The 21215-nt window shown below is 50.6% G+C and carries 16 protein-coding genes; 10 read left to right on the top strand and 6 right to left on the bottom strand.

Going from position 1 to position 21215, the window contains the following annotated elements; genetic code table 11:
• Nucleotides 1-736 precede the first annotated feature (736 nt).
• Nucleotides 737-943, bottom strand: coding sequence for a YjzD family protein (locus IV54_RS04925; RefSeq protein WP_057878287.1), 207 nt, complete (start codon nucleotides 941-943; stop codon nucleotides 737-739).
• Between the two features lie 249 nt (nucleotides 944-1192).
• Between IV54_RS04925 and IV54_RS04920 the strand changes: the two genes are divergently transcribed.
• Nucleotides 1193-2386 (top strand): cation:proton antiporter, encoded by a 1194-nt coding sequence (locus tag IV54_RS04920; RefSeq protein ID WP_057878286.1) that lies wholly within the window; start codon nucleotides 1193-1195, stop codon nucleotides 2384-2386.
• Between the two features lie 507 nt (nucleotides 2387-2893).
• Here the strand turns inward: IV54_RS04920 and IV54_RS04915 are convergent.
• Nucleotides 2894-5596, bottom strand: coding sequence for a YfhO family protein (locus IV54_RS04915; RefSeq protein WP_057878285.1), 2703 nt, complete (start codon nucleotides 5594-5596; stop codon nucleotides 2894-2896).
• Nucleotides 5597-6280: 684 nt separating this feature from the next.
• On the opposite strand from IV54_RS04915, the gene IV54_RS04910 reads away from it, so the two are divergent.
• From IV54_RS04910 to IV54_RS04885, 5 genes are all read left to right on the top strand, one after another.
• Nucleotides 6281-6973, top strand: coding sequence for a response regulator transcription factor (locus IV54_RS04910; RefSeq protein ID WP_057878284.1), 693 nt, complete (start codon nucleotides 6281-6283; stop codon nucleotides 6971-6973).
• Nucleotides 6963-8306 (top strand): sensor histidine kinase, encoded by a 1344-nt coding sequence (locus IV54_RS04905; RefSeq protein ID WP_057878283.1) that lies wholly within the window; start codon nucleotides 6963-6965, stop codon nucleotides 8304-8306. Before IV54_RS04910 ends, IV54_RS04905 begins: the two co-directional genes overlap by 11 nt.
• Nucleotides 8307-8720: 414 nt before the next feature.
• Nucleotides 8721-9686: a LacI family DNA-binding transcriptional regulator gene (locus tag IV54_RS04895; RefSeq protein WP_057878281.1), complete on the top strand. Its 966-nt coding sequence runs from the start codon at nucleotides 8721-8723 to the stop codon at nucleotides 9684-9686.
• A 245-nt stretch (nucleotides 9687-9931) separates the two neighbouring features.
• Entirely contained in the window at nucleotides 9932-11296 is a 1365-nt protein-coding gene (locus IV54_RS04890) for an SLC45 family MFS transporter (RefSeq protein ID WP_057878280.1), read from the top strand.
• A gap of 47 nt (nucleotides 11297-11343) precedes the next feature.
• Nucleotides 11344-13599 carry a glycoside hydrolase family 65 protein gene (locus IV54_RS04885; protein WP_057878279.1) on the top strand — a complete coding sequence of 752 codons (2256 nt, stop codon included), beginning with the start codon at nucleotides 11344-11346 and terminating at the stop codon, nucleotides 13597-13599.
• Between the two features lie 496 nt (nucleotides 13600-14095).
• Here IV54_RS04885 and IV54_RS04880 read toward each other — a convergent pair whose 3' ends face one another.
• The 3 genes from IV54_RS04880 to IV54_RS04870 form a co-directional block, all read right to left on the bottom strand.
• A complete protein-coding gene (locus IV54_RS04880; RefSeq protein ID WP_057878278.1) occupies nucleotides 14096-14533 on the bottom strand; it encodes a hypothetical protein in 438 nt (145 codons plus the stop codon).
• Between the two features lie 146 nt (nucleotides 14534-14679).
• A complete protein-coding gene (gene rpsN, locus IV54_RS04875; protein ID WP_057878277.1) occupies nucleotides 14680-14949 on the bottom strand; it encodes a 30S ribosomal protein S14 in 270 nt (89 codons plus the stop codon).
• A gap of 90 nt (nucleotides 14950-15039) precedes the next feature.
• Entirely contained in the window at nucleotides 15040-16071 is a 1032-nt protein-coding gene (locus tag IV54_RS04870; protein WP_057878276.1) for an aldose epimerase family protein, read from the bottom strand.
• A gap of 256 nt (nucleotides 16072-16327) precedes the next feature.
• Here IV54_RS04870 and IV54_RS04865 point away from each other — a divergent pair, with 256 nt between their 5' ends.
• Nucleotides 16328-17140, top strand: a complete 813-nt coding sequence (locus tag IV54_RS04865) for an alpha/beta hydrolase (protein ID WP_057878275.1) — start codon at nucleotides 16328-16330, stop codon at nucleotides 17138-17140.
• Nucleotides 17141-17208: 68 nt separating this feature from the next.
• On the opposite strand, the gene IV54_RS04860 is transcribed toward IV54_RS04865, so the two are convergent.
• Nucleotides 17209-18027 carry a Cof-type HAD-IIB family hydrolase gene (locus IV54_RS04860; protein WP_057878274.1) on the bottom strand — a complete coding sequence of 273 codons (819 nt, stop codon included), beginning with the start codon at nucleotides 18025-18027 and terminating at the stop codon, nucleotides 17209-17211.
• 258 nt (nucleotides 18028-18285) lie between these two features.
• Here IV54_RS04860 and IV54_RS04855 point away from each other — a divergent pair, with 258 nt between their 5' ends.
• The 3 genes from IV54_RS04855 (at nucleotide 18286) to IV54_RS11700 (ending at nucleotide 20967) form a co-directional block, all read left to right on the top strand.
• A complete protein-coding gene (locus IV54_RS04855) occupies nucleotides 18286-18669 on the top strand; it encodes a MarR family winged helix-turn-helix transcriptional regulator (protein WP_057878273.1) in 384 nt (127 codons plus the stop codon).
• Between the two features lie 151 nt (nucleotides 18670-18820).
• A complete protein-coding gene (locus tag IV54_RS04850) occupies nucleotides 18821-20638 on the top strand; it encodes a glycoside hydrolase family protein (protein ID WP_057878272.1) in 1818 nt (605 codons plus the stop codon).
• 185 nt (nucleotides 20639-20823) lie between these two features.
• Entirely contained in the window at nucleotides 20824-20967 is a 144-nt protein-coding gene (locus IV54_RS11700; RefSeq protein WP_157054359.1) for a hypothetical protein, read from the top strand.
• Nucleotides 20968-21215 lie beyond the last annotated feature (248 nt).

The raw sequence follows: 21215 nt of genomic DNA, 5'->3' as shown, positions 1-21215 counted from the left end.
TTCCGCCTGCTGTGGGGACGCTTCAGCCCCTTGGGCTTCTCGCTCGATTTGAAGCCGTGAAGACCACACGTCTTCAAAGTCGCCCGTGCTGTAAACTGGCAAGAAACGCCAGTTAACACCACCTCCACGGCTGGCTCCATTCCTGGCCTCCTCCGGCTAAGTGTGGCGGTTTCCACAACGTTTATGAGCCAGGTACGCTTGAATTGGTTAGCGTGTGTACCCTAGTCTTTAGGGTTGGTTTTGTGGTATTAATATCGATTAGTACTGGTGCCCGGTGACCTTGAGTTATGAAATTAAATTAGCCCTGTAAAACCGATGATGGTTTTACAGGGTTTCTTAATGTCATTAGTTGGTTATGAGTATGTGGTTAGTTGTATGTTTAGCATTAGCTTAGGTGAGGATAGCATAGGATGAAGTGGCGGCTTATCCAGCGATTGTCATCAATAGGGGAGTTAAAAATCAATCGTAGCCGGAGGAGGTCAGGGGTGGAACCGGCCGTGGCGGTAGCGTTAGACCGAGTGAGCTTCTCGGCCTTACGCTACGGACGACTTTGAAGACACGTGATCTTCGTGGCTTCAAATCGAGCTAGAAGCCCGATTCCCAGGCTGAAGCGTCCCCACAGCAGGTGGAACCCCTGACAGCCGCAGGCGGTCCCTCTACGCATGAAGTTTTGAATCCAAAATAAAAAACCCTGGCAAGTGCCAAGGCTGGTTTGTTGATCATGTTCATATTGACGTTACTTGGCACTTGAAGCTTGTTTACGGCCTTCGCGGTTAAGGAACCAGATACCGTTCACTGCAACGAATGCGCCAACGGCTGTAATAACACCAACAGTCATGGGATCATACGTCATTTTTTCCAACGTACCCCCAATATAGCCAATGATTTCACCGAAAATAACGGCCCAGAAAACCACGATCAAGTTAGAGAAAAACCACTTCACACGCGTCACCTCACAATCACTACCCATTTTAACACGGTCGCCGGCAATGCGGTAGTTAAGATTGTGTAAGCGGTTAAATAATTGGTCTAATGAGGCGGCAAGGTTGCTTGTATCAGTTGGTTTCGGTATAATAATCCTTAATTAAATTAAAAGATGGTTGAAGCGACTGCTTTCAAGAATAGTGTTTCCCTTGGGTTGGGGGGACCATTTTCTGGAGCTGTCGCTTTTTTGTTGAAAAGGAGGCTACTCGTGAACTTATTAATGAGCTTGACGCTGATTCTACTCGCAACAACTGTGGTGGGTCACTACAGTACGCGTATTGGGATTCCAGCGGTAATTGGACAGTTATTGGTGGGGGTTATTATTGGACCCGCCGTCTTGGGTTGGATTAGTCTGACGCATGTGTTGGAAAGCTACGCGGAGATCGGGGTTATTATCCTGATGTTTATTGCCGGGCTGGAAAGTGACCTAAAGCTACTGAAGCGTTATTTGAAGCCGAGTGTCTTTGTTGCACTGCTCGGGGTTATCGTGCCAATGATTGGGACGTACCTGGTGGGGATGGTTTACAACCTGGGGATGGTCGAGAGCCTCTTCATTAGTGTGATCTTCGCTGCGACGTCGGTTTCCATTTCCGTGGAAGTCTTGAAGGAAATGAACGCCATGAGTAGCCGTGAAGGGACTACCATTCTGGGAGCGGCCGTGGTCGATGATGTCTTGGCCGTGGTGATTCTGAGTGTGCTGGTCTCAACGACTGGGACCGCGGTTGGTGGTAGTGGGGCTTCCAGTAACCTGCTCATCACCACGTTGGAACAGATTGTCTACTTTGCGGCTATCTACTTCGTGGTTCGCTGGGTGGCACCGTACATGGCTAAGATTGGGGAACGATTACTGATTCCTATGGGCCAAACGCTCATGGCCATTATTCTCTGTTTTGGGATGGCCTACTTGGCTGAACTTGTCGGTTTAAGTGATGTCGTGGGGGCCTTCTTCGCCGGGATTGCGATTGCGCAGACGTCGGCCTTGTCGACGGTCGATCGGCATATCGAACCGATTGGGTATGCCCTGTTTATTCCCGTGTTCTTCGTCAGCATTGGGTTAAACATGGACTTTCATGGCTTGGGTCACCAGATTGGCTTTATCGTGGTTCTGACCATTGTGGCCATCCTAACCAAGTTGTTAGGAGCCGGTGGTGGTGCTAAATTAGCTGGCTATTCCTGGAAAAGTTCCGCGGCCGTGGGGGCTGGGATGGTCTCACGGGGTGAAATGGCGTTAATCATTGCCCAGATTGGGTTCCAAGCCAAGCTCATGTCACCCGTTCGTTATTCGGCAATCGTGGCGGCAATCATCGTGGCCACGTTAGTTGCCCCATTCTTATTACGGGTGACCGTTAACCGAGTTCGTAAGGGCGAAGCGGATGTCTCTAAGGTGCGGCCAAGTGCTTAGAATGAGTTCCGCTATTTAAGAATAGAATGATAGCGAGGTCTAGTGACTACTCATAGTGGGTGGCTACTAGACCTTTTTTGCGGACGCTACAAATGAGCTGCTTTTAGAAAGCTGGTTTAGCGGATTGAGACGGCACTGGGAAATAGCCTATTATGAGACGACTAACGGTCGATATGAGCCGGAGGAGGCCAGGGATGGAGCCGGCCGTGGCGGTGGTGTTAACTGGTGCCTTTTGCCAGTTTACAGCACGGGCGACTTTGAAGACTCGCGTTCTTGGCGGGGCTTCAAATCGAGCGAGAAGCCCGAGGGGCTGAAGCGTCCCCACAGCAGGCGTAATCCCTGGCAGCCGCAGGCGGACATCATAAATTAATTTATCGGGTAAAACGATTTCCACTAAAAACATGCGAAAAATACCGAAGAAATTTCGTTAGTACTAAGTGGGGGGAAACGATCGGCAAACAAAAAAACAGCGTCCGGTAAGAAACACCGAACGCTGATTAAACAAATTTACTGATGACGTTGCCGAACGACGCGGCGCCATTCGCCCCCAAACCACAGGAGGCCAAACAGGATGACACCGATGATTGACGTGATGACCCCCGCCTTTAAGCCCGGCGTGGTGTAGCGGAAGACCACGTGATTCTGGCCTGGTTTGAGTGGCACGGCCATCATCCCCGGATAATTCCTAATGACTGGGGTGATTGATTGCGCATGCATGGCCGGTTGAACCTTGACCGCCCGACCATTGACGGTGGCGTGCCAACCCGGCGTATTTGGTACGGAAAGGTACAGGTAAGGCTGTTGCGCAGTCCCAGTAACGGTTCCGGACAAGTCGGTAACCCCACTTTGTTTTGAAAGGTGGAATTGTTGCCGCTTCAGACGGTTGACGACCGTTTGATATTGGGCCTGGTTCAACGAGATAAACTCATTGCTATAACCAGCGGCTGGGGCCGGGGTAAGGTAACTGATCGTCAGCACGTCCCCCTTGTGATGGTAACCCAAGTTCATGACGTAGCGATAACCATCGGCCCGTACTGTGGGACTGGCCGCCCGACCGTTAATCCGCAAGGTCGAGTAGATTAGCGTATTGGATGGTGAAAAGCCGTGAAGGGTTCCCGTCGCATTGACCCTGAGCTTAAATGTCTGTTGATAGCGTTGTTGTGGCATCATGGTCTTCTTGGGAACTCGGCGCAAGTCATCGACGGTTGCCCGGCGATTAGAAACATCGAGAACAGTGGCATGAGCCAGCGTGTCACTCGGTGCGCCCAAGGCGGTGAGAATGCGTTGCTGGTTGCCCAGGGCATTCTGATCGTCAAGTTGTACGCCCACGAGTTCTTGTGGAACGGCGAAACCGATACCCGCAAATGTGTTGAGTTTGGTGACTTCGGGTTCTCGGTTGACGTTAACTCGGTATTTAACCCCGAGTAGCGTGTCGGTCAGACTGGTACTGCCTTGCGCACTGATTCGGCGAACGTTACTGCTGAAGTAACCGAGGTCATTTTGGAAGACTCGGGCCGGTTCCTCTAAGGTGGAGGAATAGGAACTCAAGCCGGCGTAATCGAATAACAGGGGGTCGTTGTAGTGGTTGTAAGCCTCGTCGTAGGCCTTGCCAATCCGTGAATGTAGAAAGTCGGTTCGGTAGAAATCAGCCTTGGTTGAAGAAGCGTTGAACTGCTTCAACGTCGTCGTGTCGGCCTTGAAATATTTTTCAAATTTCGTTTGAGAACCGAAGTCCATGCCGCGACTGGCCACCAGAAGATTTCCTCCGAGTTCAAAGGAAATCAGGAGACCCATCAAGCCGATGCGGATGGGCCGCCACTCACTAATGAATAGGAGCATGGTATTGAGCAATAGCAGTCCCAGCGCCCACCAAACGAGGTGGAACGGCGGCTGACTCTGTTGATAGAGGGTGGCATCGTAGCTCGGGAGCATGAAGGCCCAGAGGCGTGGGAAGATCCGCGCGGATAGGAAACCAATCACCAATAAGCCAGCCCCCCAGACCAACGCGAGGACCTTTTGCGGATCGTTCATGGTTTGGGCAGGGTGCGTTTGCCAAGCCCGGTAGGCGATGATCAGGGCGAGAAATGTGAAGAAGTAGACGTTACGGAATGGAAATCCGGCTGGTTGTTGGAGCATGTGCCAGATGGTATTGAATAGCGTTAAGAAGAGCCCGAGTCCCATCGTAATCAGGAGCCACATGGCCCGGTGTTTTTCAATCGACTGGACCTTGGGGGAGACGAAGTACACGATGAGTAGCAGGAACATCAAGGTCCCCATAAATAGACTCGGGGCATGATACAGATGGGAGACGAAGGTCGTGGTCCCGGGGCCAAATTGGGCCAGAACTTCTGGGCCGAAGAGGGGGGTCGGCAGGAAGTTGGTCACAAAGAAGTTCCCCTTACCAGTCAGAAGCATCCCCATGGCGGTCGGAATCAACACGACCATGGCCATCATTCCCGCCAGTAACGATCCAATAATGAATTGGCGGATAGCAGGCCGGTGAACCCGCCAGATTTCTTTGAAGGTGGTGGCGGTTCGTTGATGCTCGATGATGAGGTAGGCAAAGTACAGGACGGAAAAGAGACACGTCATATACCCGAGATAATAATTGGCTAGGATGGTAATGGTGAGGCTCAGTGTGTAGAGCCCAAAGTGATGGACACTGACGATCCGATGCAAGCCTAGCGCGACCAGTGGCAACATGATGAGGGCGTCGAGCCACATGATGTCGTAGTCGTACATCGCCACGAAGCCGCACAGACTAAAGGCCGTCGAGAACAGGAGGAGTGCCCACCCGCTCTTAAGAAAGGCGCGGCGTAGAAAGATAGCCATGGTGAGGCCAATCGTACTAATTTTTAAAATCATGATTAAAGCCACGGCGGTCGGTAGTTGTGCCGCCGGGAATAGGAAGATGAGCACGTTGTAGGGACTGATAACGTAGTAGGTCAGTAGTGGCACTAGGCTACTCCCCGTGCCCAGTGCGAATGAAAATAGATGGAACTGACCATGTGAAATCGTCGATCGCAGGTACTCTAAAATGGGCACATATTGTGCCCCGGTATCGCTAAATAATAGGCTCCGATGGCCGAATGGCGTGATCTTCAAGTGCCAAAAAATGACACTGATGATGATCATCGGGATTAAAAATGCCCCTAAGTACACCCAGCGGCTGACGCGAGCCTGCGCTAGCGTGTCACGATGCTCTTTCATGAAAACCCCTCCGTTGTTAAATGGACAAAATGTCTAACCTTAATAGAATAACACGGTCCTTGTCCTGATAAAAGTCTACTCCAATTTTCGGGCATTATATGGGAGAACGTGCTAAAATTCGAATTAACCGTGTGTTTGGTAAGGCGAGTGACTTAAGGTTGCGTTATCGTTCATCACTTAGACTATGTTATTAATGGTAAAAGTGTGGTCGCCTGCGGTCACCAGACGCCACCCTGTGGGGTGTGCCGCGGTGCACGGTCAGAAGCTTCGTCCTGTGGGGCACGTCCGAAGCCAAAGGGCGGTCTTCGAACTCGCCTTTAAGCCCCAAAACCGTGGTCTTAAAGACGTCCCGTGCTGTAAGGCCGGAGAATCACCGACCTAACACCACCGACACGGGACTGCGCTTCTAACCGTGCACCGCTACCCGCACAATGTGTTTTTTGAAGAAGTTATTTGAAATAAAGTTTAGCTGGAGGTAATCAGACAGAGCCCTGTGTCGGTGGCCTTAGTCGAGGTTCTGTCTCGACTTAGACCACGGCCAACTTTGAAATTCGCGGGTTGTGCGAAGTTCAAGGTTGCCCTGAAGACCGTTCTTTGGCTTCAGGTCTGCCCCACAGGGTGGCGTCTGATTGCCTCCGGCGAATAAGTTAAAACCAAAAGATAAATTCAAAGGAGGAATGCCCGTTGAGTACGACTGCCAAGGTATTGGTCGTGGAGGACGAACGTGAGTTATCCGCGGACATTGTGGAATTAATTAGACCAATTTGCGAAACAACCACCGCGTTTGATGGTGAACAAGGTGAGTTCCTAGCTAGTCAGGGTGTTTTTGACGCGATTATTCTGGATCTGATGTTACCAGGTCAGAGTGGGCTGGACCTCCTGTTGCATATTCGCAACAAGGATATCAAGACGCCCGTCTTAATCTTAACGGCGAAGGATACGATTGCTGACAAGTTGCGGGGGTTCAATGATGGGGCCGATGACTACGTCACTAAGCCTTTTCACCGTGAAGAATTGTTGGCCCGTATGAAGGCGCTGCTAAAGCGTACGGGGCATTTGAATAGCAGTGATGTGATTACGTTAGGCCAGCTGGAGATTAATACCAGCAAGCATTTAGCGACCTTTGACGGCGATCTCTTGACCCTGAAGGGCCGTGAATTTGATCTATTGGCCTACCTCGTGGCCAATCCCGGGACAATTATTACCAAAGAGCAAATCTTCAATCGCTTGTGGGGCTTTGATTCAGAGACCTCACTGTCTGTGGTGGAAGTCTATATGAGTAATCTGCGAAAGGAACTGAAGCGCGCCGGCAGTGACCTGTCGTTGCGGACCATTCGCAATGCTGGTTACATTGTGGAGGCACCTGATGAGCAATAAGGTTAACCGCGCGCAACAGTGGCGGTTATTTGTCAGCAATTTTATCGGATTTACCGTCATTTTCGTCTTGTTGGGCGTGATTGTTTTTGTCTTGTTCAAACGCGCCATGTTGACCAGTACTGATCAAGCGCTCAGAGTTGAACGGACGTCGCGTCTATCCGGAACGCCGGTGAAAAGACGGCCCCAACATCAGCCGGAGATGACCCCCGGGCAGATGCAGAAGGCCGCCATTCACCCGTTTATGACCACCACCTTGATCTACAATGACCGGGGCAAGATCAGCAATCAGGCCCAACTGGGATCGCGTTATGACATGCTGAAAAGCATCGCGCTCAAGCGTAGCCAGGTTGGCCAACTGCATACGGTCCGAGTGAATGGCAAGTATAGCTTCCGGACGTTACTGGTGAAGGTACCGAAATCTAATTCGGACCCAGCCGTGGCAGGGAAGTACCTCCTGATTATGGAAAACATTGATCCACAAAAGGCGGCCATGTCCAATTTCACGCGCGTCTTGCTGATCACGATGGGGGTCTTCTGGCTCCTGTCAATTCTGATGAGTATCTGGATGTCACGCCTGACGATGCGGCCAATTCTCCGGTCCTGGCGCCGGCAAACGGAGTTCGTGGGGAATGCTGCCCATGAGTTGCGGACCCCACTGACCATCATTCAGAACAAGCTGGAATTTCTGTTGACACGGCCGAACGATAAGATTATCGATCAGGCAGAAAGCATCGCTGTGGCCAATAGCGAGAGTCAGCGCCTGCAAAAATTAACGCAGGACCTGTTGGCACTAGCACGGTCTGATTCCAATACCGTACAGACCAATTTCGAACTCACTGACATGGCGACATTCATGCAACGGACGGTGGAACCCTATACCGAGATTGCGGCCAGCCAGGGGAAGACCTTGGTCCTGGATCCAGTCACGCCTTTCCAGGCAACTCTAGATCAGGCCTTAGTGCATCAGTTATTGAATATTCTAATCGATAATGCGCTAAAGTACTCACCGCAAGGGCAGCCAATCACGTTGTCTGCTAAGTTAACGAGTCGCAAGTGGCAGTTAACGGTTGCCGATCAAGGTATCGGGATCAAACGAGCAGATCGGCAACGGATTTTTGACCGCTTCTACCGTGTCGATAGTTCCCGTAGCCGACAAACCGGCGGAAACGGGCTGGGTTTATCGATCGCCCATTGGATTGTTAATCTGCACCACGGGACAATTGTGGTCAAGGAGAATCAGCCTCAGGGGAGTCAGTTCATTACGACGCTCCCGGTTAATCCTGTGGGCTTAGCGGGACACCATGAAAAACTCACTGCAAAGGAAAAACAATAGAATTTGATAATCGCAGTTCCTTGTTTGAGGTGGCTGCGATTTTTTAAAACTGTTCAATCATGCTAAGGAAAAAGGCTGCTGTTGGGTTAACCCTGCCTGTTGGTTAACAACCAGTGTAGCCGGAGGAGGTCAGGGATGGAGCCAGCCGTGACGAGGCTGTTAGACCGAGCGGTTTTCTCGGCCTTACAGCCTGGGACGACTTGGGAGACTCGTGGTTCTCAGCGAGGCTTCCAAGCGAGCCGGAAGCCCGTTCTTTGGCTGCAGGCGGTCCCCACAGCAGGCGTAATCCCTGGCAGCCGCAGGCGGCCTTTTTGCTTTGCCTGGTCACAAGGAAAGTTTTATTCCCACCCGTTGTATGGTAAGATCTGAAGCATTAGAACGAATTGGCAAGTGCAGCATAAGGAGCTTTCGAAGATGTTAACTATCCGTGATATTGCCGCTAAGGCGGGCGTGTCGGTCTCCACGGCCTCCCGGGCATTAAATAATAATCCACGTATCAGCGTGGCGACCCGTAAACGGATCCAGGCGTTGGCTGCGGCTGAAGGCTATCGGCCCAACTATAATGCCAAAAATCTCACGGCGGGTGAGGCCAATACGGTGGGCGTTGTCTTTCCGACAGCCGACCATACTTTTCCTGAGAACCCGTTTTACATCGACCTGTTGCGCGGAATCAATACCGAACTGATGGAACGACAGTACGTGCTATCCGTGGCGATTAGTAAAACGCAAGACGAGCTCCTAGCCAATGTGAAATCCATGGTAACGCAGGGAAAGATCAAACGATTTATCTTGCTTTACGCCCATCGTACCGATCCCATCGCAAATTTTTTGCGGCAGAACAAATTGCGGTTTGTGACGATTGGCCAACCAGTTGATGACCCGACCGACCTTTTTGTTGATAACGATAACTTAAAGGCCGGCATTGGTGGCGCATCCTACCTGTTGGATCAACTAGCCGTGACCCATCCCGTTTTCGTCGAATCCACGCATGACTGGGCTTACGAACAGCAGCGGCGCGAAGGTTATGAACGCATGGCAGCCCAATTTAACGTGGAACCCCTCACGTGTAAGCTGGGCGACCTGGAGCAGGCCCGCGCATTCATCACGCGTCATCCCGAAATCAATGGGATTATGGCCACCGATGACTTCAATGCCATCGAATTTTATCGCTTGATTCGCGAGAGCAGCGGGGCCAATCATTTCCCAATTGTAAGTTTTAACCGTTCGTTACCGGTAGGCTTGACCGATGCTAACCTGCATTCAGTCGATCTCTATCCGGAAAAGATGGGGGCGGCCACGGTGACTTTGTTGTTCAGTGATCGTCAACCCCTAGAGTCAGCTACGCCACGGCAAATTACAATTCCCTATGAAATTAAATAAACGCTAGATGATAGGCTGGGACAGGTGTCTCGGTCTTTTTTATCGACAGGTTTTTTAAAGAATTTCGCACGTGAAGGCGTCACGGTTTTTGACTTGAGTTGAAAATATAGCGGCTAATGGCGCGAAAAATAAAATTTGCGCAAACGGTTGCATTAATTTGGAAGCGGTGCCATAATGATGTCAGCACTTATTTTCAATTGTGACTATTTTTCAAATGTAACTAAAATTATGGGAGGCTTCAGGTTATGGCAGATGAATCATTGACAGCGGCTGCGGCCAATGCAAACAATGGCTTGCCAACATTACCAGCAAGTACCATTTGGATGATTAATTTTGGGTATCTCGGGGTGCAAACCGCGTTTACCCTGCAAAGTTCACAGATGAGCCGGATTTTTCAAACGATTGGGGCGGATCCGAACAGTTTAGGGTGGTTCTTCATTTTGCCGCCACTGGCCGGACTGATCGTGCAACCTATCGTGGGATATTATTTCGACAGAACGTGGTTGCCTAAATTAGGCGGTCGGCGTTTACCTTATCTGTTACTTGGAACGATCGTGGCGCTCATCGTCATGTGTCTGTTACCAAACTCTGGGAGTCTTGGCTTCGGGTACGCCTCGATGGCCGCACTGCTCTTTGGGGCGATTACGGTAGCCTTCCTGGACCTCTCATCGAACGTGGCCATGCAACCATTCAAGATGATGGTGGGGGACATGGTCAATGATGACCAGAAGAGTTACGCTTACGGAATCCAGAGTTTCTTATCTAACACGGGGGCCGTTGTCGCCGCTATTCTCCCATTTCTCTTCGCAATGTTTGGGATTGCCAATACCGCGGCTAAAGGGGTTGTTCCCGCCACGGTTAAGGTGGCCTTCTACGTGGGGGCTGTGCTGCTTGTGATTACCAGTCTCTTTACGATTTTCCGGGTTAAGGAATACGATCCAGATACTTATGCCAAGTATCATGGGATTGCCAAGGAAGACAATACGACTGGTGGTAACTGGTGGTCATTGCTTAAGTCGGCACCGCGGGTCTTCTGGACCGTTACTTTGGTTCAATTCTTCTGCTGGATTGCCTTCCAATACCTGTGGACCTACTCAGTTGGGGCCATTTCGGGTAACGTTTGGCACACGACTAATGCCGCTTCGGCGGGCTATCAAGCTGCCGGTAACTGGTACGGGGTCTTGGCGGCGGTTCAATCGATCGCGGCTGTTGTTTGGTCCTACGTGTTAGCTAAGTTACCAAACGATCACCACAAGTTGGGCTATGCCGGAAGCCTGGGCCTAGGGGCATTAGGATTCGTATCGGTCTTTTTCATTCACAACCAGTACGCCTTAATCGTAGCCTTTGTTCTGGTGGGGATCGCTTGGGCGGCAATGAATACCTACCCACTGACGATGGTCACGAATGCCTTGTCTGGGGCACACATGGGTACTTATTTGGGACTGTTCAACGGCTCCATCTGTTTACCACAAATTGTGGCTTCATTGGCTAGTTTTTCCTTGTTCCCACTCTTAGGGAAGGTTCAGGCCAACATGTTCATCTTGGCCGGCATTATCTTGGCCCTCGGCGCTGTTGCGGTCGGGGCAATTAAAGAAACTTACAAGGCTTAATAAGACGATTAAAAATTGAAATGATTTATAAAAGGGAGCGTTCGGCAATGAAACGAATTTTTGAAGTCCAACCATGGCATGTCATTACCCATACCTTTGACCCGCAAAACAAGCGGCTACAAGAATCAATGACGAGCCTGGGAAATGGCTACATGGGGATGCGGGGCAACTTTGAGGAAGGCTACAGTGGTGATACGCTGCAAGGCATCTACCTCGGGGGTGTCTGGTATCCGGACAAGACGCGAGTGGGTTGGTGGAAGAACGGCTATCCGAAATATTTTGGGAAAGTTGTCAATGCCGTCAATTTCATGAAGTTACCGATCGAAATTAATGGCGAAGCCGTTGATCTGGCGCAAGACAGTATTAGCGATTTCACCTTGGACCTAGACATGCAACACGGCACATTGACCCGATCATTTGTTGTGGAGCGTGGGGCGACTCGGGTGAACTTGACCTTCGAACGGTTCCTGAGTGTTAGCCAGCGCGAACTTGCCGTGCAACGGGTGACGGCGAAGAACCTGGGAACTGATGCGGTAACCCTGACGCTCAAACCTGGAATCGACGGCAACGTCAAGAATGAAGAAGCCAATTACGATGAACGTTTCTGGGAAATTTTAGCGACTGACCAACAGGCGGATCGAGGAAGTGTTATTGCCAAGACGACGCCTAATCCATTCGGCACACCTCAGTTTACTTCAGGAATGGAAATGCGCGTGGTGACCGCCTTAAAGCCAGCCACCATTGCCCAACCTAATGAACAGGCGGTAGCCGCGGCTTACACCGGTGAATTGGCCCCTAACGCCACGGCACAACTGGAAAAACGGGTCATCGTGGTGACCTCACGGGACTACGCGGATGTTCCCGCATTAACCACGGCGATGCACCAACTGAGTGATCACGTGGCTTTGGAAAGCTATGATGAGTTGTTGGCCATGCACGAGACTGTTTGGGCTGACCGCTGGACTAAGTCTGACGTTCAGATTCAAGGGGATGACGAATCGCAACAGGGGATTCGTTTCAACCTCTTCCAACTCTTCTCGACCTACTACGGGGAAGATTCGCGTTTGAATATCGGACCAAAGGGGTTCACTGGAGAAAAGTACGGGGGTGCCACATACTGGGATACCGAAGCCTTTGCCGTTCCGGTCTATCTGGGAATTACCAATCCGGAAGTGACGCGAAACCTCTTGATGTACCGGTACAAGCAACTCGATGGAGCTTACATCAATGCCCAACAACAAGGACTTAAGGGCGCCTTATTCCCAATGGTGACGTTCGACGGGATCGAATGCCATAACGAGTGGGAAATCACCTTTGAAGAAATTCACCGTAACGGGGATATTGCCTTCGCTATCTATAATTACACTCGTTACACTGGCGATACCTCTTACGTGCTGCATGAAGGTGCCAAAGTGCTGACCGAGATTTCACGGTTCTGGGCGGACCGGGTTCACTTCAGTCAACGCAAGGGTCAGTATATGATTCATGGGGTTACCGGTGCCGATGAATATGAAAATAACGTCGATAACAACTGGGATACCAACATGTTGGCGCAGTGGACCTTACGCTATACCTTGGAAATCTTAGGTCAAGTCGATGCGCAAACCGCAACAAAACTCGGTGTGACGCCGGCCGAGAAGACCAAGTGGCAAGATATCATCGATCGGATGTATCTGCCCTATGACAAGGATCTCAATATCTTTGTTCAACACGATGGGTTCCTCGACAAAGATCTTCAGCCGGTCAGTGCCATTCCAGCCGACCAACGGCCAATCAATCAGCACTGGTCCTGGGATAAGATTTTGCGCTCACCTTACATCAAGCAAGGTGATGTACTCCAAGGGATCTGGGACTTTATCGATGACTATACCCCAGAACAGAAGAAGGCCAATTTCGACTTCTACGAACCACTCACGGTGCATGAATCCAGCCTGTCGCCGGCCGTTCACGCGGTGCTTGCGGCGGACTTACACTATGAGGATAAGGCCGTGGAACTCTATGAACGGACGGCGCGGTTGGATCTGGACAACTACAACAATGACACCAAGGATGGTCTGCACATCACGGCCATGACCGGTGGCTGGATCGCGGTTGTTCAAGGCTTTGCCGGCATGCGGGTTCGGGATGGTCACTTACACTTTGCGCCATTCCTGCCTAAGAAATGGTCCCGCTACTCATTCCGGCAGGTCTTCAGAGACCGGCTGATTGAGGTTACCGTCGATGGTAGTGGATCACACTTCAAGTTGCTTAGTGGGGAACCTTTGACTATCGACGTTGCTGGGAAGTCCGTTACCGTTAAATAAGTTTGGATTGGCCGCCTGCGGCTGCCAGGGGTTACGCCTGCTGTGGGGACCGCCTGCAGCCAAAGGACGGGCTTCCGGCTCGCTTAGAAGCCCCGCTGGAAAGCGCGAGTCTTCCAAGTCGTCCCAGGCTGACTCCACCCCTGGCCTCCTCCGGCTAAGGTTGCAGATTGACATAACCGTAGTCAAAGTTCGAGACCGGTTGGTTAAGGTCGACGGTAATGGCAAGCCTGATCTAATTTGATTTTGACTAACAAGAAATGAAAAATGGCGTCATAACAATATCCGTTTGGATAGTTGCTATGACGCCATTTGTTTTGGTTTAAGCTTTTTGACTCAAGTTTGGTCGGCCGCTGACTGTGACTGGGATTGCCAGTACATGGCAAGCATCAGCCAGAACCTTGGTTCCAACCGCTTGATGGAATCGAGCCGATTAAGATCGGTGTAATTGCAGTGGGCGATCCTAGCCGCAGGCGGTCAATTTATCACAGAAGACAGTTTAAAGGTCACTCGGCATCTGTTGTTGCTGAGCCGTCTTTTGCCGTGCTAATGGCGTCTTGTCTTGCCAGTAGGTCAGCCATTCACCGCTGATGGTGAGGCTTTCCAATTCCAGTTGGTCCTTGACCAGTAACGTGTCTTCCAAGCGTTGCTTGAAGGCAGTGATGAGGCTACCGAAGATGTTTAAGTTAGCGGATAAATCCCCACCTTGTTGGTGGCTCAATTGGTCGCGGAATTCCTTACGGATGTCGTCTTCCAACGTCCGTAATTGTCGTTCCTTTTGCCGGGCTAAACGGGGTTGGTTACTCGTATTAAAGGCAATGGCTGGGCTCACACCCACGAACTGGGCATGAATCTTAGGGGTGTCGATACCGTAAGGGACATCGTCACCGCCGCCAAAAATATCAAATTCTCGAATTACTGATAAAACTTCTGTCATGCGAAACGCTCCTTCATTATTTGGGGATAGCCAATTGGCAAGGCCCCAATAAATCAAACTATCTCAAGTTTAGGTCACGAAAAAACCCACGTCAAACGAAGCCGCGGGCAGGGTTGACGTGGGTGCAAGTTTTAAGTTTTAGGGAACTACCAGCTAGCTTTCTTTACACCAGGAATTTGACCGGCATGGGCTAGTTGACGGAAGTTCAATCGAGACATCCCGAACTTACGCATGTAGGCGTGAGGCCGGCCGTCCAGGTGGTCACGATGATGCATCCGAGTAGGGGAAGCATCGCGAGGCAGTAAGGCCAGTGCGGCGTAGTCACCGGCGGCCTTGAGTTCTGCTCGACGGTCGGCGTATTTGGCGACAGTTGCCGCAATACGGTTTGCCTTAGCAATCTTAGACTTTTTAGCCATGAATAAAGGGTCCTCCTTTCTTAAATGATAATAATTACGTTTTATCAATTTATCATAGGAAGATGGGCCCTGTCAACGATGACGACTCACCTAATAGCTGAGGTCATAGGCGATCTGATAAGTCCGGGTTTCACCGGCCGGGAGACTGACATCACAGAACTCCGGATGATTGGGTGAATCCGGTAAGCTCTGCGGTTCCAAGGCCAAGCCCATGTAAGGCTGTCCGGGACCCGTGGCGAGCTTCATCTGTGAGGTGAATGAGTTAGCCGTGAAGACCACGAGACCATTTCGAGCGGACTTGATGGTGACGCTACGCTTGGATTGGGGGTCGCTGAGTTCCGCAATAGTCTGGTCGGCGGCGGGAACGACATGATAAACGTCATCGATGCCTTGTTCCGGAATGGTTTGGAGCCCCCGGATGGCACTGCCCAGATACTGGCCGTTCGCGAAGTCATACGGGGTACCGGCGGTCGAGAGATACTGACCAGTGGGGAGCTTCTCACCATCTAGCTCCAGGCGCTCCTGACTGTTGATCTGCAACGTCTGACCGGCAATCAGTTGGTCCTCGCTCAGGTTAAAGTAGACATGCTGGGTGGGGTTGAACAGGGTGTCCGCCGTACTGGTGGCGGTATAAGTCATCGTGACCTTGTCCGCATCGCTCAAGGTGTAGGTGATGTGTACCGTGAGATCGCCTGGGAAAGAGTCCTCACTGCTCTTGAAGGTGTGCGTGAGAACGATCTTCGGCGCCTGGGGATCACTGGTATCCAGTTGACCCTCCCAGTTCACCGTATTAAAGCCATGGGGACCACCGTGAAGGGTGTTGTGGCCTTCGTTGGTGTCGACCTGATAGGTCTGACCGTTGAGTGGGAACTTGCCGCCGGAGATCCGGCCACCGGTTCGGCCAATGCTCATGCCGACGTAGAACGGATTATCAAGATAATCGGCCATCCTGTGGTAAGATAACACCAAGTTCTTCTCGCCGTTAGCAGTGGGTACGGACAACGTGTGAAGCGTCGCCCCCCAGCTGAGAACGGCTAATTTTACGCCATGATCATTCGCAATGACGTAGCGGGTCACGACCTGATTTTGATAAGTATCCCAATTTTTCGTTGCGGTCTGCATGAGCAAGTCCCCGTTTCTGATTTTTTTAATTAAGCGGTTTCATTTCTCTCTATTTTATGGGTTTGACTAGTTGATTGTCAAACGATGTTCACGCAGGCTCCGTGATTTGACGGGGATACGACCAAGGGGGATGGTGAACCTGGACGGGGGTTATCGCCAGAAATGACGACCAACAAAAATAATTAAGCACGCCAATTTTAACTTGTACGCAATCAAAAGAACTGGCATAATGGGTTAGTTTAAGGGGGAAGTAATCATGAACCTTAAATGGCAATGGCTCCCGATTATCTTAGGGGGTAGTTGGTTAGGGTATCACTGGCTGGGACAACAAGCGGTACCCCCTGAGCCTTTGACGCATCATCGACAAGACGTGACTTATAGCCAGACACCGACCCTCCTGATTCCGGGTTGGGCGGGTAATGCCTGGACGTTCAATGGTTTCTTACGCTGGTTACCACGGGCCGGCTATGCCCAGAAAGTCTTGACGGTCCGCGTGAGTTGGACCGGTAAGCTACGGTTTAATGGACATTGGGACGGTACCGGGGAGAATCCGGTGATTCAAGTCCTATTTGATCATAGTGTGACCCGTGGCTATCAGCAGCAGGTCCAATGGCTGACGACGATTCTACGGACCTTGAAACAACAGTATGGCGTCACGAGTTACAACGTCGTGGCCCACTCCTGGGGTGGTAGTGCGGCTGTTCATACCTTGGTTCGTCACAGTCACCATGTCGATCTACCCGTGCTCCATCGGTTAGTCCTCCTGGGGGCACCGGTAGATGAGGGTAGTCTGGATAGCCCTGATGTGTCTTATCAGCGGCTGAGAGCGGCGAAACACCATTTGATGGCTCATCCTAAGGCTCGAATCATTAACGTCTATGGGACGCTCTCAGGGCATCTGACGGATGGCTCGGTGCCGGTCAGTCAAATCACCCCATTACGTGGGGTGGTGAGTGGCAGTCCGGTAGGGTACGTGGAGGTTCACGTGCCGGCTACCAGTCATCGTCAGTTGCACGCCACCGAGCGAATGTGGCGGCTGATTGCGACCCACCTCTGGGTTAACGCCTAACTAAAACCAGGGCATCAATTAAAAAGGGCCGGGACAAATATCCCAGACCCTGAATAATTTAGCTAGTTTTAAAGTTCGTCTGCTAAGATAGCATCGATGACATCGAGGACCCCATCGTGATCGTTATCCGTTTTGGTGATGAGGTCTGCGACTTGTTTCACCGTGTCGGTACCGTTGGACATGGCAACGCCGAGACCGACGTGAGCCAGCATTTCTTGGTCATTATCGTTATCACCGAAAGCCGCAATTTCAGCCGGTTTGATGCCCCATGAGTCCGCCAACTGGTGGAGGCCAATGGCCTTATTCATGTGGGGTGGGATGATATCGATACTGCCAAAACCACTGGCCGTCGCGTGAATCTCTGTCGGGAAGCGCTCGTTGATCTTGGCTGCCAAGGCCTGAATCGACTCGTTGGGCCACTCACCATTGACCTTGTAGAAGGTATCGTCGACCTGTGTCAGGTCGTCAACGAGGACAATGTTGTTGAAAAAGTAGGCCTGAGAGGCCGGATCATTGGTTTGGTCGGCACGATTGATATAGGTGCCATGGGCGCCGGATAAGCGGAGTACTTGTGGCCGCAACGTGTCGTCAGCGAGGATGGTGCGGACGATCTCGTGGACTACCGGTGTGGGAATCGCGTCTTCGAAGAGGGTTTTATCCCCACTCGTGATGAGACCACCATTTTCGGCGACGAACGTTTTAATTGCCGGTGTGGGTGCGAAGACATCATGAAGGTGGCCGAGACTATTGCCACTTGCAATGACAAAGTGAATGCCCGCGGCGTGAAGCCGATCGAGTTGTTCATGGAAGCGGGGCTGATTATAGTGGCGCTGCGAGTTGAGAAAGGTCCCGTCAACGTCTGTTGCAATAAGTTTAATATGTGTCATACCGGTCTCCTTATTCGTTTAGATTTCGTTAACATTAATCATACGGGCTTCTGTTTGGGATTTCAATGTTCTAAGCTAGAAGAAATATGACAAAAAGATTGCGGATCACTAGTTTTTTCATTCGTAATGCTATAAACTATTAATGAATCGGTAACATAAAGGCTGAAAATAAGGGCTATAATAAATGGTTAGCGGGTAAGAATAGTAACCGCTACCGCAGGCTTACCGCTAGCTCAACTGGAAAGGAAGAAAGCAGAAATGACGCAAACGAACGATTTAAACCAATCCTTGGAATGGTTCTCCCAGCTCCAAAAGATCATGCGGCCAGTAACCACGATTAAAACGGAGGACATTACGATTTCTCTGGAACAATTTAATCTATTACATGCCATTACCACCCAACGGGAGGAATTCACACCAACCAAGTTTGCCGGTCAGATTGGGGTTTCTAAATCCATGATCTCCGGTCAAATTTCACGGTTGTTGCGGGCTGGTTTAATTGAAAGCATCGCCTCCACGGTTGACCGTCGTCAACACAACCTGAAGCTGACACCAGATGGTGTTAAAGTTTACACGTCCGTTCGTGGCAAGGTTGTCGACCGTTTAAACAATTTGCATGACGACATCTCAAAATTAATGTAACAAACTTAAATTAATTTACAATTGAAAAGTAAAACCCCTTCACTGTAAGTTTCTTATATTCGTGTAACAATTTAGTTAAGATGATCCATTTCTTATGTTGTCTTAGTTATAATTGGTCGCGAGTAGGATACTTGAAATGGAGGGGTTTTTTGTGAATTTGAGGGAAAAACTCGGTTTACTAATGACAGTCGTTGTGGGGACAACACTGTTGAGCTTGAGTGGTCTTCCCGGAACATCATCGCGTCAATCCGTTGTGGCCCATGCGGCGACGACGATCAATGCCAAGAACCAGGGGATGGTTGGCGATGGTGAGACGGCGAATAATGAGGCTATGCAAGCGATGTTGGATAAGTGGGATCAAGATGCGTTGACGGTTCGTGTACCGAAGGGAACGTACGTCTTTGACTCTGGAAAAATTTTACTGCATTCGAACATAACGTTTAAGTTTGATAAGGGTGCCGTTTTTCGGGTAACCGATGGCCATGAGGTGTTCTTCGTTTATCCGAGTCCGAAAGCCGGATATGACGGGGGATTGAAGAACGTGACTTGGCAACGCGCCACCTTCCAAGGTGACCACGTCAAGGGCCAAAGCGTCTTCGTTCAGAGCGTGCACCATGCGCAGAACGTTAACTTTCAAGACTGTGTCTTCGACAATGCGGAATCACCAACTGGCCACTATCTCGATCTCGATGGCAGTCACAACATCAATGTGACGGGGTCGGTTTTCACCGGGTTCGATGGGTCGCGGGATTATAAGGAAGCCATTCAGGTGGATTACTCTAATCTGCGCGCCATGTCTTACCAGAATCCTGGGGACCAATACGATAACTTGCCGACCTATGGGGTGACGGTGACCGACAGTCAATTTCTGCCAGTCCAGAAGGCCAGTGGATCCGTGAAGGTTTACGCGCCCAATCCGATTGGGGAACATGCCGTCTATAACAAAGGTGTTGACGGAATTATCCACGATGTTCGTTTTAGCAACAACACGGTGGTCGACCCCAAGCCACTGACCAGTGCTGCCGGGAGTGGCATGGCCACGATTCACTTCAAGGGCATTTCTAACCTGTGGATTACCGGCAACCGGTTTATCAATCAACATGCCTTAGGGTCGGGTGACTACATTTATCTGCGAAATACGTTGCCTAACTACCAAATGACAAATATCAACATCAAGGACAATACCTTTACCGATGTGAACCCGATGCATAGTTACGTCAGCCTAGACAGTCGTTATGCCACGAACCCAATGACGCAGGTCACGATTACGGGGAACAAGGCCACGACGCAAAATGACCAAGCGCAGTTCCTCATGAGTAACTTTGCCATGACGGGGAACACGGTGGCTAAGAACAGTATTAAGAAGGCTAAGAAGTCGGGGACCGTCGTCAAGCCCCAACACACGATTAAACCAACGGCGGTCGTTCACGACACTGGCCAAAAGCTTAAGAAGCGTAAGCAAACCAACAAACATGAAACTTATTTCAAAGGGGTCGCTTCGCAACATGCCCAGTTGAGTAAACATTATAAGAGCTACACGCTTTACAACGTGATCAAGGGGCACAAGAACTGGAATGCTTTGAAGTTCAAGTGGCAGTCGATCAAGACCAAGCGCGTCTACATTGACATGCGCGCGGAGGCTGATACCGGAAAGTGGTATCGCATCCGGTTTAGTAAGAAAGCCAATGCGAAGACGTACTGGATTCGTAAGGGGGCCTTGACCTTCGATACCTTTACCAAGGAAGCCTTCGATCACGATGCAATGCTGGCCAAGGTTTATCCAGTCTACACGCGGCCATTCAATGACCCGCTGTTGGCACAACAACGAGGAACGACGGCCGATATTGCCCAGCGCGTTGTGCACATTACTGAACGGGTTCAGCGAAAGACCTCGAGTGGGTCGGTCACAACCTTCTATAGAATGAGTAATGGCCTGTGGACCAGAGCGGCTGCGTTCGAATTACAGTAAGCGATAAATTTAAAGGTATGGTGAAATCAGTTTTGGTTTTGACCATGCTTTTTGATTATGATCAAGTTTTCTGTGATTGGTGCCATGTTATTCTGATAGACAAGAAGAGTAATGATGATTAGCTTGCCAGTCATTGGGGCGTACTGGTCGCGGTAAAAACTGATCTTAGCCGGAGGAGATCAGGGATGGAGCCAGCCGTGGCGGTGGTGCTAACTGGTGGTTTGCCAGTTTACAGCACGGACGACTTTGAAGACCCGCGTTCCTGGCGGGGCTTCAAATCGAGCGAGAAGCCTGGTTCCCAGGCTGAAGCATCCCCACAGCAGGCGTAATCCCTGGCAGCCGCAGGCGGCTAATTTTCAACACAAGCAACAGCAATGAAAGCTATACCAATGTTTTAACACGGGGAACGAGGAGATCTTCTCAAAAAATTCATTTTTCGGGCGTAAAAAGGGTGGATTCTCTTGCTAAGGTTAACCTAAGCCCGAGATGGTGGGGTTGTTGCCCTACTTAGGTTGGCCAAGGATCTTGAGAAATTGTTAAAAGGCAGTCAACTGTGGGGGTAATGGGTTTCATCATT

This window comes from Levilactobacillus paucivorans, from assembly GCF_001437125.1.
GTDB classification, from domain to species: Bacteria; Bacillota; Bacilli; order Lactobacillales; family Lactobacillaceae; genus Levilactobacillus; species Levilactobacillus paucivorans.
This window is presented reverse-complemented; position numbering and strand designations above follow the sequence as displayed.